This window comes from Nannocystis punicea, from assembly GCF_026965555.1.
In the GTDB taxonomy this organism is placed as follows: Bacteria; Myxococcota_A; Polyangia; order Nannocystales; family Nannocystaceae; genus Nannocystis; species Nannocystis punicea.
The window spans coordinates 4,613,157-4,628,313 of the sequence record NZ_CP114040.1 but is presented as its reverse complement, the minus strand read 5'-3'; the positions used below and the strand labels follow the sequence as shown (position 1 = coordinate 4,628,313).

At 72.4% G+C, this 15,157-nt stretch carries 16 protein-coding genes; 4 read left to right on the top strand and 12 right to left on the bottom strand.

Going from position 1 to position 15,157, the window contains the following annotated elements; genetic code table 11:
- Positions 1-3: 3 nt before the first annotated feature.
- Positions 4-1,164: a choice-of-anchor L domain-containing protein gene (locus O0S08_RS17935; protein ID WP_269040391.1), complete on the bottom strand. Its 1,161-nt coding sequence runs from the start codon at positions 1,162-1,164 to the stop codon at positions 4-6.
- 467 nt (positions 1,165-1,631) lie between these two features.
- On the opposite strand from O0S08_RS17935, the gene O0S08_RS17930 reads away from it, so the two are divergent.
- Positions 1,632-3,026, top strand: a complete 1,395-nt coding sequence (locus O0S08_RS17930) for a serine hydrolase domain-containing protein (protein WP_269040390.1) — start codon at positions 1,632-1,634, stop codon at positions 3,024-3,026.
- A gap of 264 nt (positions 3,027-3,290) precedes the next feature.
- On the opposite strand, the gene O0S08_RS17925 is transcribed toward O0S08_RS17930, so the two are convergent.
- The 3 genes from O0S08_RS17925 to O0S08_RS17915 all read right to left on the bottom strand — a co-directional run bounded on the left by O0S08_RS17925 (position 3,291) and on the right by O0S08_RS17915 (position 5,723).
- Positions 3,291-3,770: a hypothetical protein gene (locus O0S08_RS17925; RefSeq protein WP_269040389.1), complete on the bottom strand. Its 480-nt coding sequence runs from the start codon at positions 3,768-3,770 to the stop codon at positions 3,291-3,293.
- A gap of 124 nt (positions 3,771-3,894) precedes the next feature.
- Positions 3,895-4,341 carry an NADH-quinone oxidoreductase subunit E gene (locus tag O0S08_RS17920; RefSeq protein ID WP_269040388.1) on the bottom strand — a complete coding sequence of 149 codons (447 nt, stop codon included), beginning with the start codon at positions 4,339-4,341 and terminating at the stop codon, positions 3,895-3,897.
- A gap of 116 nt (positions 4,342-4,457) precedes the next feature.
- Complete coding sequence (locus O0S08_RS17915) at positions 4,458-5,723, bottom strand: Ca2+-dependent phosphoinositide-specific phospholipase C (RefSeq protein WP_269040387.1); 1,266 nt, start codon at positions 5,721-5,723, stop codon at positions 4,458-4,460.
- Between the two features lie 301 nt (positions 5,724-6,024).
- On the opposite strand from O0S08_RS17915, the gene O0S08_RS17910 reads away from it, so the two are divergent.
- Entirely contained in the window at positions 6,025-6,666 is a 642-nt protein-coding gene (locus O0S08_RS17910; protein ID WP_269040386.1) for a hypothetical protein, read from the top strand.
- A gap of 188 nt (positions 6,667-6,854) precedes the next feature.
- On the opposite strand, the gene O0S08_RS17905 is transcribed toward O0S08_RS17910, so the two are convergent.
- The 4 genes from O0S08_RS17905 to O0S08_RS17890 all read right to left on the bottom strand — a co-directional run bounded on the left by O0S08_RS17905 (position 6,855) and on the right by O0S08_RS17890 (position 9,799).
- Positions 6,855-7,274 (bottom strand): hypothetical protein, encoded by a 420-nt coding sequence (locus O0S08_RS17905; RefSeq protein ID WP_269040385.1) that lies wholly within the window; start codon positions 7,272-7,274, stop codon positions 6,855-6,857.
- 510 nt (positions 7,275-7,784) lie between these two features.
- A complete protein-coding gene (locus O0S08_RS17900; RefSeq protein ID WP_269040384.1) occupies positions 7,785-8,813 on the bottom strand; it encodes a hypothetical protein in 1,029 nt (342 codons plus the stop codon).
- A 25-nt stretch (positions 8,814-8,838) separates the two neighbouring features.
- A complete protein-coding gene (locus O0S08_RS17895; protein WP_269040383.1) occupies positions 8,839-9,138 on the bottom strand; it encodes a hypothetical protein in 300 nt (99 codons plus the stop codon).
- A gap of 403 nt (positions 9,139-9,541) precedes the next feature.
- Positions 9,542-9,799 (bottom strand): hypothetical protein, encoded by a 258-nt coding sequence (locus O0S08_RS17890; RefSeq protein WP_269040382.1) that lies wholly within the window; start codon positions 9,797-9,799, stop codon positions 9,542-9,544.
- 140 nt (positions 9,800-9,939) lie between these two features.
- Here O0S08_RS17890 and O0S08_RS17885 point away from each other — a divergent pair, with 140 nt between their 5' ends.
- Both O0S08_RS17885 and O0S08_RS17880 read left to right on the top strand, forming a co-directional pair.
- A complete protein-coding gene (locus tag O0S08_RS17885; RefSeq protein ID WP_269040381.1) occupies positions 9,940-10,920 on the top strand; it encodes a hypothetical protein in 981 nt (326 codons plus the stop codon).
- Positions 10,921-10,973: 53 nt separating this feature from the next.
- Complete coding sequence (locus tag O0S08_RS17880) at positions 10,974-11,903, top strand: LysR family transcriptional regulator (protein WP_269040380.1); 930 nt, start codon at positions 10,974-10,976, stop codon at positions 11,901-11,903.
- 294 nt (positions 11,904-12,197) lie between these two features.
- On the opposite strand, the gene O0S08_RS17875 is transcribed toward O0S08_RS17880, so the two are convergent.
- The 4 genes from O0S08_RS17875 to O0S08_RS17860 all read right to left on the bottom strand — a co-directional run bounded on the left by O0S08_RS17875 (position 12,198) and on the right by O0S08_RS17860 (position 15,023).
- Positions 12,198-13,001: a ferritin-like domain-containing protein gene (locus O0S08_RS17875; protein ID WP_269040379.1), complete on the bottom strand. Its 804-nt coding sequence runs from the start codon at positions 12,999-13,001 to the stop codon at positions 12,198-12,200.
- Positions 12,998-13,600 (bottom strand): hypothetical protein, encoded by a 603-nt coding sequence (locus tag O0S08_RS17870; protein ID WP_269040378.1) that lies wholly within the window; start codon positions 13,598-13,600, stop codon positions 12,998-13,000. Before O0S08_RS17870 ends, O0S08_RS17875 begins: the two co-directional genes overlap by 4 nt.
- Before the next feature lie 294 nt (positions 13,601-13,894).
- Entirely contained in the window at positions 13,895-14,410 is a 516-nt protein-coding gene (locus O0S08_RS17865) for a hypothetical protein (RefSeq protein ID WP_269040377.1), read from the bottom strand.
- A 193-nt stretch (positions 14,411-14,603) separates the two neighbouring features.
- Entirely contained in the window at positions 14,604-15,023 is a 420-nt protein-coding gene (locus tag O0S08_RS17860) for a nuclear transport factor 2 family protein (RefSeq protein ID WP_269040376.1), read from the bottom strand.
- Between the last annotated feature and the right edge of the window lie 134 nt (positions 15,024-15,157).

Here is a 15,157-nt window from a genome sequence, read left to right as displayed (position 1 = left end):
GCCTCAGCCGACCGGCTCGGTCACCGGCCCGCCGGCGTCGCCGCAGTGCCACTGGAAGTTGTCGACCAGCACGAAGCTGTCCCAGTTGACGTCGTCGAGGTCGAAGATCGCCAGCACCAGCTCGATGGTCTCGCCCGGCACCACGTCCGCCGTGGTCGTCAGCCACTTCGTGCCGGCGCTGTAGCGCATGCACGTGCCGGCGAATTCGGGCAGGTCGCCGGCGTCGTCGTAGAGCTCGAGGAACGCCGCGTTGAGCGACAGCGCCTTGCCCTGCTGGTCGAACGAGATGTTGCCGGTCCAGTGGGTCGACTCCAGCCAGCCGACGAACATGTCGTTATACGGCTGGTTCTTCCACGTCGGGTACTCCTTGGTGAAGAACGCCAGATCGAAGCTGAACGACTCCGCGCCGGGCGGGACCACCGCGGTGAAGCGCAGCTCCTGGTAGTCGTACTTGAAGCCGCTCTGCTCGAACTGGTTCTTGATCGTCTTCGAGCAGTCGCCGGTGCCGACCAGCGACGGGTCGACCAGGCAGTCGCCCTGGACCGGCTGCTTGGTGATCGGCGGCGGGAACTTGGTCGTGTCCATCCCGTCGCCCGGTTCGAACCACGAGTTGCAGTGATACGCCACGTCGCCCTCGTCGGCCGGCACGTCGTGCATCTCGTCCAGGTCGCCGGTGCTGAGCACGAGGAAGCTGCTGCCCTCGCGCGGCGTGAACGTGTCCGCCTGGCCCCACTGCGACAGCACCCGCAGGCCCGCCGCGTTGCCGTCGAAGCCGCCGGTGACCGTCAGCTCCCCCGGGCAGTTGAGCCCGATCGCCTGCAGCGGATCGCCGTCGACCGCGTCGCAGGCCGCGTGCTGCTCCGCCGCGCACTCGCCGGGACCGCCGAGGTCGGGCACGCCGACGTCGAGCAGCGGCCCCCCCGTCGCGGAGCTCGTCGGCGTCGGCGCGCCGGTGCTGTCCTCCGCCGTCGTCGAGCTGGCATCACCCGTCGCGCTCGTCGGCGGCGCGCCGGTGGTCGGCTCGGTCGCCGTCGACGTCGCGGTGAGCGACGTCGCGCCAGTCACCCCCGTCGCGCTCGTGCCCGAGCCGCCGCCGTCGTCGCCGCACGCGAACAGCAGCGCCACGGACGAGCCCACCAGACCATGCCAGGACAAAGATCGCATTGCGTCGCACCGTATCACGCCGCGCCAGCCCCCGAGCCGCCGCGCTCTCGCGCCGGAGATGCCTGAAGTCACTGGTTTGCCGCCGCGGTCCATTCCCTCCTCTCGCCTTCGTCGCCATTTCCTCACCGGTGATGCCTGCAATCACGGGTGTGCCGCCGCGACCCCTCGCCGTCCGTCCCAGCATCCTCTCGCCTGCCTCCGCAGCTCCTCGCCGGCGACGCCTGAAGTCACTCCCTCGCCGTCGCCCATCGCCATCTACGCCTGCCTCCGCAGCTCCTCGCCGGCGACGCCTGAAGTCACTCTTTCGCCTTCGCCCATCGCCATCTACGCCTGCCTCCACGGCTCCTCACCGGCGACGCCTGAAGTCACTCCTTCGCCGCCGTGGCCCACCGCCGTCTCGCCTGCCTCCGCAGCGCCTCGGCGATGCCCGAAGTCACTGCTGCTCCGCCGCGGTACACTCGCCTTCCGTGCCGGAAAAACCAGCATCCTCTCGCCTGCGTCGGCGCCTCCTCCTCGGTCTCGCGCTCGTCCTGCTCGCGGCCGTGGTGTTCGCCGCCGGATGGGTCCTCCCGACCGCGACCGGCTACGTGGCCAAGAACGCCTGCTCCGCGGTGTTCGTCGCCGGCCGCGAGCCGGACCGCCTCGGCGTCGAGGACCTCGCGCCGCAGTGGTACGTCTCGTTCAGCGTCGACCGCGAGCGGCGTCGCGTCCACGCCAGCGTCCTCGGCCTGGCCGGGCGCACCGCGGTGCACCGCGACGGCCTCGGCTGCACCCTGGCGATCGGCGCAGCCGCAGACGCCCTGCAGGCCCAGACCGTCGCTTTTTCCCACGCCCCGCCCAGCGACGCCCCGTGGCCCGCCGGCGAGGGCGAGCGCCTCGTCGCCGACCCGCCCGGCCTCGACCGCGCCGCCCTCGACGCGGCCGTCGCCGCCGCCTTCACCGAGCCGAACCCCGACTCGCTGCGTCGCACTCGCGCCGTCGTCGTCGTCCACCGCGGGGCGATCGTCGCCGAGCGCCACGCCGACGGCTTCGATCGCGCCACCCGTCACCTCGGCTGGTCGATGTCGAAGAGCGTCACCGGGGCGCTGGTCGGGATCCTCGTCGGCCGCGGCCTCCTCAGCCGCGACGCGCCCGCGCCGGTGCCCGCCTGGGCCGCCGACTCGCGCCGCGCGATCACCCTCGACCACCTGCTGCGCATGAGCAGCGGCCTCGAGTTCGAGGAGCGCTACGGCCCGCTCGCCGACGCCACCCACATGCTGTTCGAGGTCGAGGACGCCGCCGACATCGCCCTCGCCAAGCCGCTCGCGCACGACCCCGACACCGTGTTCGCCTACTCGAGCGGCACCAGCAACATCCTCAGCTGGATCGTCCGCAACCAGTTCCCGGCCCTCGCGGACTACCACCGCTTCCCCCACGAGGCCCTGTTCGCGCCGATCGGCATGCGCTCGGCCGTGTTCGAGACCGACCCCAGCGGCACCTTCCTCGGCTCCTCCTTCGTCTACGCCACCGCCCGCGACTGGGCCCGCTTCGGCCTGCTCTACCTGCAGGACGGCGTGTGGGACGGCCGGCGGCTCCTCCCCGAGGGCTGGGTCGAGTACAGCCGCACGCCCACCCGCACCGGCCCCGGCGACTACGCCGCCCACTTCTGGGCCAACGCCGCCGACCCTGCCGACCCCGCCAAGCGCCGCCTGCCCCACGTCCCCGCCGACGCCTACCAGGCCTCCGGCTTCCAGGGCCAGGCCGTCCTCGTCGTGCCCTCCCGCGACGCGGTGATCGTCCGCCTGGGCATGACCCACGACCGCGCCGCCTGGGACCTCGACGGCTTCGCCGCCGCCGTGCTCGCCGCGCTCCCGCCGGCCTGAGCGCATAGTGTGGTCTTTAAAACATGCCCTCATGGGCATGTCCTTATAACCATGCCCTAAAAACCATGCTCGAGAGAGCATGTCCAATAAGACATCACCACCGGCCTGCCGCCTTCGTGGTGACGACTCGGGCACGACCACGCGAGCACGCCCGTCCGGACATTCTCACGACGACCAGCGTCACCCCGTCTCTGCACCCCACATCGTCCGGGCCTCGCGACACGGCCGGCCCGCGCGCACTCCGGACGACGGCAGGGCTCACTGTCAGTCGGCGTCGCGGGTGCCGTCGAGCCAGTCGCACGCGCTCCCCGCGGCGTCCGCCAGGTCCGGGTCGGGGTCCGAGGCGAGCGCGCGAAGGTCGGGTAGCAGTGCGTCGAGCCCCTCCGCGCCGTAGGACTTCGCCTGCACGACGACGCCGATCGTGCGCGAGGGGTCTTCCGCGAGTTTCGTGCGCAAGAATGCGACGCTGCCCGCGCCCCACGTCACCACGAGCTTGGCGATCTGCCAAAAGACATCGCGGTACTCCGCGGCTGACCACACGCGCCGCAGCAATTCGGCCCCGCGCTCGGGCCCGAGGCCTTGCGCCGCGTACGCGAGGCGTGCGAGGCGCTCCTGGTGCGCGAGCCATGCTTCGTCGGGACGACGCTCGGTGCTCTCCGCAGGGTCGTCGAGGTGGTCCGTCACGGCGGAGAGTCTAGCCGGCGTGACGCCGATCTGCAGGGCTGCGAGCGGACGAAGATCCATCCCTCCGCTCGGCGCGCGCCGCTCCGAACCAATGCTCGAGCCCTGACGGCTGGTGTCGGGAGTCCCCGCGCTCCTGCGAGACTTTTTAATCCTGACCTTCAGGACATGCCCAATCGGTCCCATCTCACTCCAAGTTGCGCTCCTGCTCCAGCGCCCAGCGCCCGTCGCGGCACCACAGCGCCTCGCTGTACCCGCCGGGCTCCCCCCACGACAGCACGCAGTAGCCGTCGTCCGCGCGGCACGGGTCGCCTCCCTTCGGCATCGGCTCGCAGCGGCCGTCGACGCTTCGGCGCAGCTTCGGCGGCTCGGCTCGCTCGCCCTTCGCGTCCCCCGCGGGGCTCGGAGCCCCGCCGACCGTGTCGTCCGTCTTCGCGCCCCCGGGCGCTCGCTTCGAAGACGTCTCCGCAGGCTCCGCAGCCCCGCTCTTCCCCTCGCTCGCAGGGACGGAGCTCGCGGCCTCCGCCGGCTCCGCGACCTTCGCCGCGTCCGGCGACGGACGCACCGCCTCGGCCGGCGTCTCACCGCGAGCGCAGCCGCCGACGAGCACTGCCACGATCACGCTCGCACGCATCCCAGGCCCTCCAATGCGGCGCTCGTGCGCTCGCCAGCCACGGTTCTCGGATTGCAGCGAGGACGGTTCCAGTCGGGAGAGTTTCACGACCACCCCCAAGATCACGATCGCCCGCATCACAGGTCCTCCAGCGCGACGCTCGTGCACTCCGGCGGCGCGGTCACCGGGTTGCAGCGAGCAGGGTTGCCGTCGGGAAAATCGAGAAAATACGTCATCCCGTCGACCGGCGCCGGGAAGTCGTCCTTGAGCATGTGGATCCCGGCGGCCTTGGCCGCCGCCGCCTTCGCCTCGCAGTCGGCGTCCTCCTCGCCCGCGCCGCACACGTTGGTGGCGATCAACAGGGCCCCCGCGTGCGCGTCCGCGATCGCCTCGCTGTCGTCGATCCCGAGCTTGGCGATCGCCGCCCAATCGGCCGAGAACTGGTCCGGCGTCGCCCGGGCGAACATCGCCCGCCCGGCCAGCGACGTGTAGCCGGCGGTGTAGTTGTCCGCGTGCCCGTCCTCGACGTTGAGCAGCACCATCACGATCTGCCCGCGCAGCTGCGCCAGCGTCGGCCAGCCGTCGGCCTCGAGGGCCGCCCGCACGCTCGGATGACCCGCCTGAAGGTCGTCGGGCGTGAACAGCTGCTCGGGCGGCAGGACCTCGCGGATCGTGTCGTCGAGCGCGTCGAGGTCGGACGCGCCGATCGGCAGCCCCCCGGTCGAGTCCTTGATCTCGATCCACACCACGATCGGCAGGTGGCCCGGGTGCGCCAGCGACCAGTCGCGGATGAGGCCGAGGCACTCGGGCACGTCGGTGCAGGTCGCGGACGAGTCGATCACGGTGATGTGATAGACCTCGAACTCGCTGATGCCCTTGTGCACGTCGAGCTCGAACGCTCGCACGCCCTGCTCGCCCAGCTGGACGTCGAGCGGCGCGTGGCTGTACTCGTGGCTGGCGTCGAACGGCAGCAAGGGCTCGACGTGGTAGCTGTTGTGGGTGCCCTTGACCTGCACGTGCTGCAGCGTCAACACCTCGTCGAGGGATCCGCCGGTGGTGCCGGTCTCGCCGTCGGTCGTGTCCCCCGTGGTGCTCGTGCTCGACGTCGACGTCGTCGTCGTCGACGACGTCAGCGCCTCGGTGGTCGAGCTCGATCCCTCCGACGTCGACGTCCCCGAGCTCGTCGACGTCGTCTCCCCGCCGGACCCCGAACCGGAGGTCGGCACGACCTCGGTCGTCGGCGCCTCACCCGTCGTGCTCGTGCTCCCCGTCGTGCTGCTGCCGGAGCTCGTGCCCGACGAGCCGTCCGTCTCGCTCGCCGCCCCGCCCGGGGCCGGTTCGCCGCACGCCGCCCCCGCCAGCGCCCCGCACAACACCCCGCGTATGAGCCCGTTCGCGCGCATGCGGCCATCCTCGCACGTGCACCGCGCCCGTGTCACGGCCAGACGCTTCGAGCCCCATCGCTCGCGCACCCGCACGCTTCGAGCCCATCGCTCGCACACCCTCACGCTTCGAGCCCCATCGCTCGCGCACCCGCACGCTTCGAGCCCCATCGCTCGCGCACCCGCACGCTTCGAGCGCCCTCGTGCCCCTGCCCAGGCCGCCGCCATCGCTCGCGCGCCCTCGTGCCTCTGCTCCGGCACTCGCCCACGCGCCCGCATGCTGCCCGGTCCACCGCGCCGTGCCATGCTCCGCCCTGGCCGCATGCTCCCCGAGCCCTTCCCCGTCGTCCGCGAATTCATCCGCGACCGCGATCCTGCCTTCTTCGGCCGCTATCGCCTGTGGTTCCAGCAGGTAGCGCCGTGGCACGACGACTATCGCGCCCTGATCCCCGTGCGGCCGGGAGCCACCGCCGAGCTCGACGCCGTGATCGCGGCCCTGCCCGAGCAGAACTGGCCGCTGCAGCGCATCAACCGCGACGAGCACGCGTGGGGCTGGTCGCTCGACCGCGGCGAGCCCGGCCAGGATCTGCTCTCGCTCGAGCAGCTGTCGGACGTCTGCTACATCGACGCCCGCAACCTGCACTGGGCCCTCGACCGCCTGGCCGTCTTCCTCGTCGACGCGCGCCTGTTCGTGCGCTCGACCGGCGACGGCGACGACCGCTGGCTCGACGAGTACACCCTCGCCGAGGGCTGCGCCGAGGTCCGGCGCTGGCGCTGCCCCGAGCCCGGCTGGCCGGGCGTGTTCGCCGTCTACGAGGCCCTCGCACGCGATCGGCCCGACGACCGCCAGCTCCGCCGCTTCGTCGCCTTCGCCCACCGCGAGCGAGCCGCCGCCCGCGGAACGACCCACCGCGCCGCCCGCGAGCACCTCGCCCGCGCCGCCGCGCTCGAGGACATGCCCTGAGAGACATGTTCTTTTTCGCATGCCCTAAAAAACATGCCCTTCAGGGCATGTCGTGATACTCACGCTCCCCGCTCTCTCGAGCGCCGCCTGTCGACGAGCCCGCGGTGACGTCGTCGATCACGACACGGCGCGCGCCCGTCGCTTGCCCGAAGCGTGAAGAAACCCGCGCAAGGCGCAGCGCCTGGCCCCTACGGCGAGACGTCCACGACGCTGCCGCACTCGGAGGCGAGCCTGATCGGCCCGGTGGCAGGGAGGACCAGCGTGATCATGTTGTCGCCGGCGTGGATCTCGTAGGTCCCGGGGGGTAGATCGGGGACGACGCATTCGGCCGTCAGATCGGCGCAGAGCTGGATGCACGGCTGGAGCGGGTTGCCTTTGATGTACGAGCCGCGCGCGTCGAGGTGGATCGAGTCGCCGTCGACGCTGACCTCGCAGGAGGTCCGGACGCGGCGGGCGCACGAGCTGATGCAGCTCTCGAGGATGACATGGACCGTGAGATCGTCCCCCTCCTCGAAGGAGGCAGCCGCGGCCGGGTCGACGCATATGTGCCCCTCGCCCTCGGCGCAGGCGGAGGCGAGGACGAACAGGAGCGCGAGCAGGCGGCGCATTCGCGGACGAAGCTAGCACGGGTCGTCCCGACCCATGAAGGCGCGAGCCGGCTGCCGCGAGGCAGGGAGAGCAGCGGCGAGTGGCGGTCGCAAGCCGGAGGCCGAAGCGTGAACGCGTCTTCTCCGTGGCCGTCCGGCCTCGAGAGCGCCGCGCCTGTCCTGCAGGGCACGCTGCGCGCCCGTCCGGCGCCCTGCACCGCCTGCCGGGCCGCCGCCGTCCGGCACCTGGAGCCCGAGCCGGGGTCGGTGCACCGCGGAGCCTGTCGGCGCCCGCCCGCTCGGGGCAGCCCGCAGAACCGTGCGCCTGCGACGCCGCGAGCCCCGCGCCGCAGCCCGCAAAGATCTGACCTTGAGAACATATCCTGAACGACATGCCTTCTTCGCCAGGCTCCGCAGAGCATGTCGCAATGTTCAGCCCTCTCGCCGCGCGAACCGGATCGCCGCGAGCGCCGGACCGCCGCGTCGACGCTCCCCCTTTCCTACATGTCCTCGAGAGCATGTCTCGGCATTTCAGCCCGCACGCCCGCGCGAGCGCCAGATCACCGCGTCGACGATGTAGTGGTGGAAGTTGACCGTCTGGTGACAGATCAGCACGAACGGCAGCACCTCCCACGCCATACGCCCCATCGCCTGCCCCAACGTGAAGTAGAACGCGGACGACAGCGCCAGGCACACCAGCGCGTAGCGCAGCGCCTGGTCGGGCTGGCACAGGCGCGACAGGAACGGCCGGCGCGGGTCGACGCCGTGGCGGAAGCGACGGGCGTTCATCGCCCACACGAACAGCAGGTACTGCGCGTTGTGCCAGATGTTGATGAACAGCCAGCCCAGGGTGATCTCGCGGACCACCAGGTAACTGACCGCAGTGATCACCACGTGCGACAGCACGAACAGCGCGTGTCCGGCGCTGCGCGGCCGCCCCGAGCCGAGCGCTCGCAGATGACGGGCTGTCCACAGCGCCAGCGCCCCGAGGGCCAGCGCGCCCCCGGCCACCACCACCGGCTTCGGCACCGGGGGCAACCAGATCGGCCCGCCGTAGAACAGGGCAGGCTGCTCGTGCGCGCGGTGCAGCAGGCCCCACAGCGGCCACGAGAACACCACCAGATCGCTCAGGCGATCGCCGGCCGGGTCGACGCCGGCGCTGCGGTGATAGGCGCGGGCGATCCCGTAGCTCTGGCGCGTGTAGTGCCACGACTGCCAGAAGAAGTAGATCGTGTTGAGCGCCAGCACCCCGCCGAGCGCCACCGCCCCGGCCGTGGCCGCGAACACCAGCGGCGGCAGACCGAACAGCAGGAACGCGTGGGCCCGCGCGCCCTCGCGGTCGAACGCGATCCGCGTGAACGTCGACGCCGCGTGCGGGTAGGCCAGCAGCCAGAAGTCGACGACGAGCACCGCGGCGAACAGCGCCGGCGAAGCGCACCCGGCCGCGCCGAGCACCAGCGCCAGCGCCAGCACGCCGACGATCAGCGACAGATCGAAGCGCGGCCCGCGGAGCCAGTCGACGGACCCCGCGAAGGCCGGCGCGTGCTCGACGACCGCCACCGCCACGCTCCTCGCTTTCGAACGATCAGGTCGGCGGCGGCACCCGCGGCCGCGGCGGCTCGGGGTCGGTCTTCGGCTGCGGCTCGGGCTGCGGCTCGGGCTGCGGCTTGACGTCGGGCTTGGCGTCGGGCGGCGGCGGCGCGTAGGGCTGATTCCCCGGTTGCTTGGGCGCGGCCTCCTTGTCGCCCGTCTTCGGCGCCGGCGCCCCGCCGGTGCAGCCGGCCAGCGCCACCGCGCCGCCGAGCGAGAGCCACAGGGCCGTCGTCACCGCCGCGAGGGGCGCGCGACGAGACGAGAGGACGGAGCGTTCGGGCGGCTTCGACATACGCCCACGCTACCACGCCGCCCCTCCGCGAGGGTGGAGCGAAGCAGCGCGCGCGAGCGACGGAGGCAGCAGCAATCGCCGAGGGCCGCGGAGCCTCCCGCTCGCGCCTCGAGGAGGATGGCGCCGAGCCACGCAGCGCCCGCGAGCACCGTCCACAGTCGCCGCAGGCTCCTCGATGACGCGAGCAACGGTGGCGAACGAACGGAGCCCTCGCGGCGGTCCCAGAGGTCTCCGAGCGCGACTCGGCGAGCGCTCTGCCGAGCGCCATGAACACCGCCGGCGCCCTGTCATACCTGTCCCCGGGGACATGCGTATTCAGCCATGTTCTTCACGACACGTCCTTCCGGACATGCCCCTCGTCGCATGTCCGCCAGGACATGTCCCTACACGCTCTCGGCGCCGCTCAGGTCACCGGCTGCGGGCGGTCTGGCAGCGGGGCGTCCGGCTCCGGCTGCGGCTCGGGCTCGGGCTTCGGCTCGGGCGCCGGGTCGGCGATCGGGTCCTGCGACGGCTTCGGCTCGGCCGCCTGGATCGGCTTGCTGCCGCCGCTCTGGGCGCAGCTCTCGAGGCCGAGGAGCGCGGCGCCGCCGAGGAGGACCATCACGGCGGCCGCGGCGACACCCCGCGAGGCCAGCCGCTGCATCGAGTCGGGCTTGGACATGTTCGCCAGGCTACCACGGCGGCCCCCGCGGAGGCGCGCGCGGAGCGGCCCCCGAGAAACCGCGCGATCCCGGGCGCCGGCGCCGATCTGCCGGGCCCCTCCTGCTGGAGCCCGGGCGGTCGTATAGTGTCCCGCCTCGCATGATCCTGTCCGAGCTCATCTCGCGCGTCACGGCTCAGGTCCGCATGCTCGCGGCCGGACTCGCGCTCGACCCGGCGACCCTCGCCGTGCGTCACGCACCGGAGCGAGGCGACGCCGCGCGGGCCTCGTTCTCGATCGCCGACGCCCGCGCGCGCTACGATCTCGAGCTCGCCGGCGACGAACCCGGTCATGCCGCCCTCCGCCGCTGGCACGACCTCGGCGCCACGCTGGCCGGCCGCTACCACGCCCCGCGGATCTGCGGCTGGCTCGAGATCGTCGACACGCCGTACGCCGGCCTGCTGCTCGAGCACGTCGACGGCGTCGTCGTACGCGACCTGTCCGAAGCGCCAGATCTGGCCCACGCCCTCGGCAAGCTGGTCGGCCGCCTGCACGCCGACCGCGACCTCGCCTCGCGCCTGCCCGGGCCCGCGCCCAGCTGCCGCGACGCCTACCTCGCCGACCAATTCGCCCGCTGCACCACCGCCCTGCGGGCCGCTCGCGCCGCGTGCCTCGACTTCGTCGACACCGCCACCCTCGCCTGGCTGGCCTCCGAGGTCGACCGCGTGACCGCCCAGGTCCGCAGCTCCACCGCCTTCGCGGTCCCCGCCGATCTGCCGGTGCACGGCGCCTTGCTGCGACCCGGCAACCTGCGGGTCACTCCCGCGGGCGCGTGGTACGTGCTCGGCTGGGACGCCCTGCGCCTCGGCGATCCCGCGCTCGACCAGGCCGCGCTGCCGCCGATGCCCGTCATCATCGACCCGGGCGCCGACACCATGCAGGCCACGCGGGCGATCCGCGAGCCGTGGCTGTCCGAGCGGGTCACCCTGCTGCGCCGCGCCGGCGCCCTCGCCGGCGTCATCGACCCGCTCGCCGACTGGCTGGCCGCCGCCGGCTGGGCCGAGCAACGCGAGCGCGCGCAGGCCCGGGGCCGCCGCGCGCACGAGTCGGCGCTGGCGTCGTACCGCCTGGACCACGCGTGAGCCGGCCCCGCCCCGCCCCGCCGACCGCCAGCGACCTGCCGCCTGGACCACGCGTGAGCCCGCCCCGCCCGGCCCCGCCGGCCGCCAGCGACCTGCCCGCGATCGACAGCCTGCGCTGCTTCGTCGCCGCCGCCGAGCACCTGAACTTCAGGACAGCCGCACGCGCCCTCGCCCTGACCCCCGCGGCCGTCGGCCAGCGGATCCGCCTGCTCGAGGAGCAGCTCGGCGCGACCCTGTTCGTCCGCACCACCCGCTCCGTGCGGCTCACCGACGCCGGCCTGTCGCTGCTGCCGCGCGCGCGCGCTTGCCTGGGCGAGGCGGCCGCGTGTGTCCGCGTCGTCCGCGGCGAGGACGACCCGCCGCCGGTCGAGCTCACCCTCGGCACCCGCTTCGAGCTCGGCATGTCGTGGATCGTCCCCAGCCTGCCGCGGCTGCGCGCCGCCCTCCCCCGGGTCACGATGCACCTGTTCTTCGGGTCAGGTCAGGAGATCGTCGACCGCCTGCGCAGCGGCCTCGTCGACTGCGCCGTCACCTCGGCCAAGATCGACGACAACCGCCTGCTCGCCGAGCGCCTGCACGAGGAGCGCTACGCCTTCGTCGCCGCGCCCGAGCTGCTCGACCGCATCCCGCTGGCGCGCCCCGAAGACGTCCCGCGCCACGTCCTGCTCGACATCGACGCCCGCACCCCCCTGTTCCAGTACTTCAGCGCCGCCCCGGCCGCCCCGGCCCTGCCGCGCTTCGGCGGCCACCGCTGGCTCGGGCTCGGCGCCGCCGTCAAGGTCCAGGTCCTCGCCGGCGAGGGCGTCGCGGTCCTGCCGCTCTACATGATCGAGCCCGAGCTGCGAGCCGGCCGCCTGCGCCGGGTCCTCCCCGCCGTCGCCCTGCTCATCGACTACTTCCGCCTCCTCTACCGCGACCACGACCCGCGCCAGGCCGTCTACCGCGCCCTCGCGGCCGAGCTGGCCCGGACCCCGATCGCCTGAGCACGCGGGTGTCCCCATGGACATGCCCTTCGGAGCATGTCACGATGGACATGCTCTGAAGGGAATGTCCCAAGAGACATCCCGCAGCGGATCGTGAAGGATGCGCCGTGCCGCGCCGATCCCACACGGCGTCGGAAGAGGGCGCGGTGCAGAGGCAGACGGCCGCGGGAGATGTCCCGAGCGGCGGCCCAGCCGTAGATTATATGTCCCAAAAGACATGATTTAAAAAACATGTCCAATCAGTCACCCACGGTGTCGTGAGCGAACGACCCGAGGCTACCGGCGCTCTCTCGCCTACGCCGCCGACCCGGCCCAGGCCCCGCTCTCCTGCGCCGCGCGCCAGGCCGACAGCGCCGGCAGCCCCGACGCTTGCAGGCCCGGCACGATCACCTCGTTCACAGTGGCGAAGAACAGCCGCCGGGCCGCGTGCCCGTCGCACACCCCGAGCGCCTCCGCGGCGACCGACGGGCTCGGACGCGCCGGCAGGTGCGCCAGCTCGTGCGACGCCAGCTCGTCGAGCGCGATCACCAGGTAGTCGCCGAGCCGCTCGCGCAGCGTCGGTGACAGCGACGGCGCCAGATCCTCGACCAGCCGCCAGCCGAATCGCGCATGCCCGACCTCGTCGGCGAGGATCTCGCTCAGCAGTCGCTGCAGCGCCGGCGGCCCCGCCGAGCGGCGCTCGGCGTCGATCAGCGCCACCGCCACCGTCTCGCTCAGGCACGACACGCTGATCACGTTGCGCAGCACCGCCTCGAGCGCGTCCGCGTCCTCGTGCTCGGGCACCGGCGGCAGCGCCGGCAGCTCGACCACCGCCGCGCCGCCGAGCACCTCGACCACCGCCGCGCAGCGATCGGCGTGGCGCCACTCCTCCGCCACCATCGCCGCCACGCGGGCCGGCCGTCCGCTGTGGAGCCCGGCCCGCTCGAGCTGCCGCGCCAGCGCCGTGAACACGCGGGCCGACACGTGCTCGTTGAGCATGCGCGCGCGCCACGTCAGGATCGCCGCCGTCCGCTCGACCTCGTCGAGCTCCGCCAGCGCGCGCGCGTCGAGGCGCAGCTCGGCGCGGTCCGCCGCGCCGCGCAGATCGAGGCTGGTCATACCCACCTCCCACGGGCCGCGCGGGCCCGCAGCATGCGCTCGTTGGCCGCGGCCGGCGGCGCCGGCGGGCCCCACGGCGTGCACTGCGGCGCCGGTTCCCACATCTGCCGCTCGCAGCAGACCCAGTCGACCTCGCCCGTGCGCATGTCGACGCAATCGTCGAGCCCGCCGGAGCTGCTGCCCGTGCCCGAGTCCGTGTCCGTCGCCTCGCCCGTCCCGGTCTCGCCCGTGCTCGTCGACGTCGTCGTGCTCGCCAGAGTCGTCGCGTCCGTGAGCAGCGTGTCCTCGCCGATCGTCGTGCTCGCCTCGCCGGTGCTCGCCTCGCCGGTGCTCGTGGCACCCGTCGTCGCGGCTCCGGCCCCCGTCGCGCCGCCGGTCTCGCCGACCTCGGTCGTCGTCGCCGCCAGCGTCGTCGCCTCCGCCGCGCTCGACCCCGTCGACCCCTCGCCCGGCGACTCCGTCTCGCCCTCGCCCGCCCCCGGCCCGCACGCCGCCACCAGCGTCAACACGAGCCCGAGGCGCAGCCGCGGCCGCCCGACCAGCCCCGCCGCAGCCGCCAGCGCCCGCTCGTGATGCGATGTCTTTAACAAATGAGCCATATCCAAGGTTCCTCCCGCATCGACGATGGCCCACGGACCGCGCCTGCGGAAGCGATCTTGCATTGGCTGCGCTGTCAACGGCCGGTTTACAATCGCCCGGGCCCGGTCAGGCAATCACATGCTCTTAAAGACATGCTCACAAGGACATGTTCATAATCACATCGGGCACCGCGAGCCGCGCGCTCCTCGACTCGCGTCCACCACGAAGCGCACGGGTACGAGCGCGGGGCGCCCGTCCTCGTGTCCGAACCTCGAACCCCGCTCGTGGCCGGCCCCGACGAACGTGCCATTCGCCTACGGGCGGAAGGCTTCGCAGCTGATCGCATTCAAGTAGCCCGTGTGCGACAGCGGGATCTTCCGGGTCGAGCCCAGCGGGAGCGGACCGGTCGTACCGAAGAAGGGCGCCGGGCTACCGAAGGCGTGCGTCACCTTGTAGATGAGGTTGGATTGACCGGCGAAGAAATCGCTGCACGGCCCGATGCCTACCGGGCCCGGGTTGGTCAACCGGACGGAGATCAGGAACGGGTCTTCGAACTCGAGCTCGCAACAGACGCTCGGGGTCAACGCCGCCGGGTCCTGGGGCGCGGCTTGCAAGGACTCCGGGCCCTCGAGCGGCGATTGTTCGGCGTCCGCGTCCTCCTCCGGCAGGGCCAGCTCGTCCGCCGCGTCGGCGGCCTCGGCGAGCTCCGCCTCGGAGTCCTGGCCGAGCTCCTCCGCGTCGTCACAGGCCGCAGCCGCCAGCGCCAGCGCCGGCATCCACACGCGGATACGAGTCATTGAAACGAGGGTGACAATCTTCGATGAATTCATGGTTTTCCTCCGTACTCGTTCGGACAGTGACCGCCCCCCGCGGAACAATTGCTCGCGGCATCCATTTCCGGACTCGACGCAAATCGGCGGCCTGTCCGCGCGAGGCCGCGCGAACCGCCGCGCATCACAGCCGTCGTCGTCACACCTCGCGTCTCGCGCGTCGCGACGAATGCTCGCGGAGCTCCGGCCGACCTCAGCTCGGCGGGACGAAGAAGCTGCTGATCGACTCGCGGATCTTCCACCCGTCCGCCGTCTTCGCGTATTTGTCGGCGTAGCTGCCCAGGATCTCGCTCACCCCCGCTCCGGGCGGGCTCTGCGGCACCGACTTGATGAGGAAGTACCACGAGCCGGTCGCCTCGTGAGCGCCGACCTCGAGGATCGGGCTGACGATGTAGTGCGTGGTCCACTTCGTCGCCTGCGGGAGGATGTTCTCGCAGGCGTTCCGCAGCGCCGCACGGCCCTGATAGCGCCCGAAAGGCCCGAGGTCGAGGACACCGTCTTCGGTGAAGAGGTCGGCGAGCGCCGCGGCGCTCGCGGCCCCCGGGCTGTTGAACACCGCGTCGGCCTTGCGGGCGTACTCCGCCTTCAACACCTCGATCGCCGCCCGGCTCACGAGTCGATTCAGTTGCCGCCTCTGCTCGTCGTCATCCGCGAAATCAGCCATCTACCACTCCTCGTCGTCGACCCCGGCACGATATCACGTCGGCCTCGCCCCTGCCCTGACGACCGCCGCGCGTTCGCTCCGCG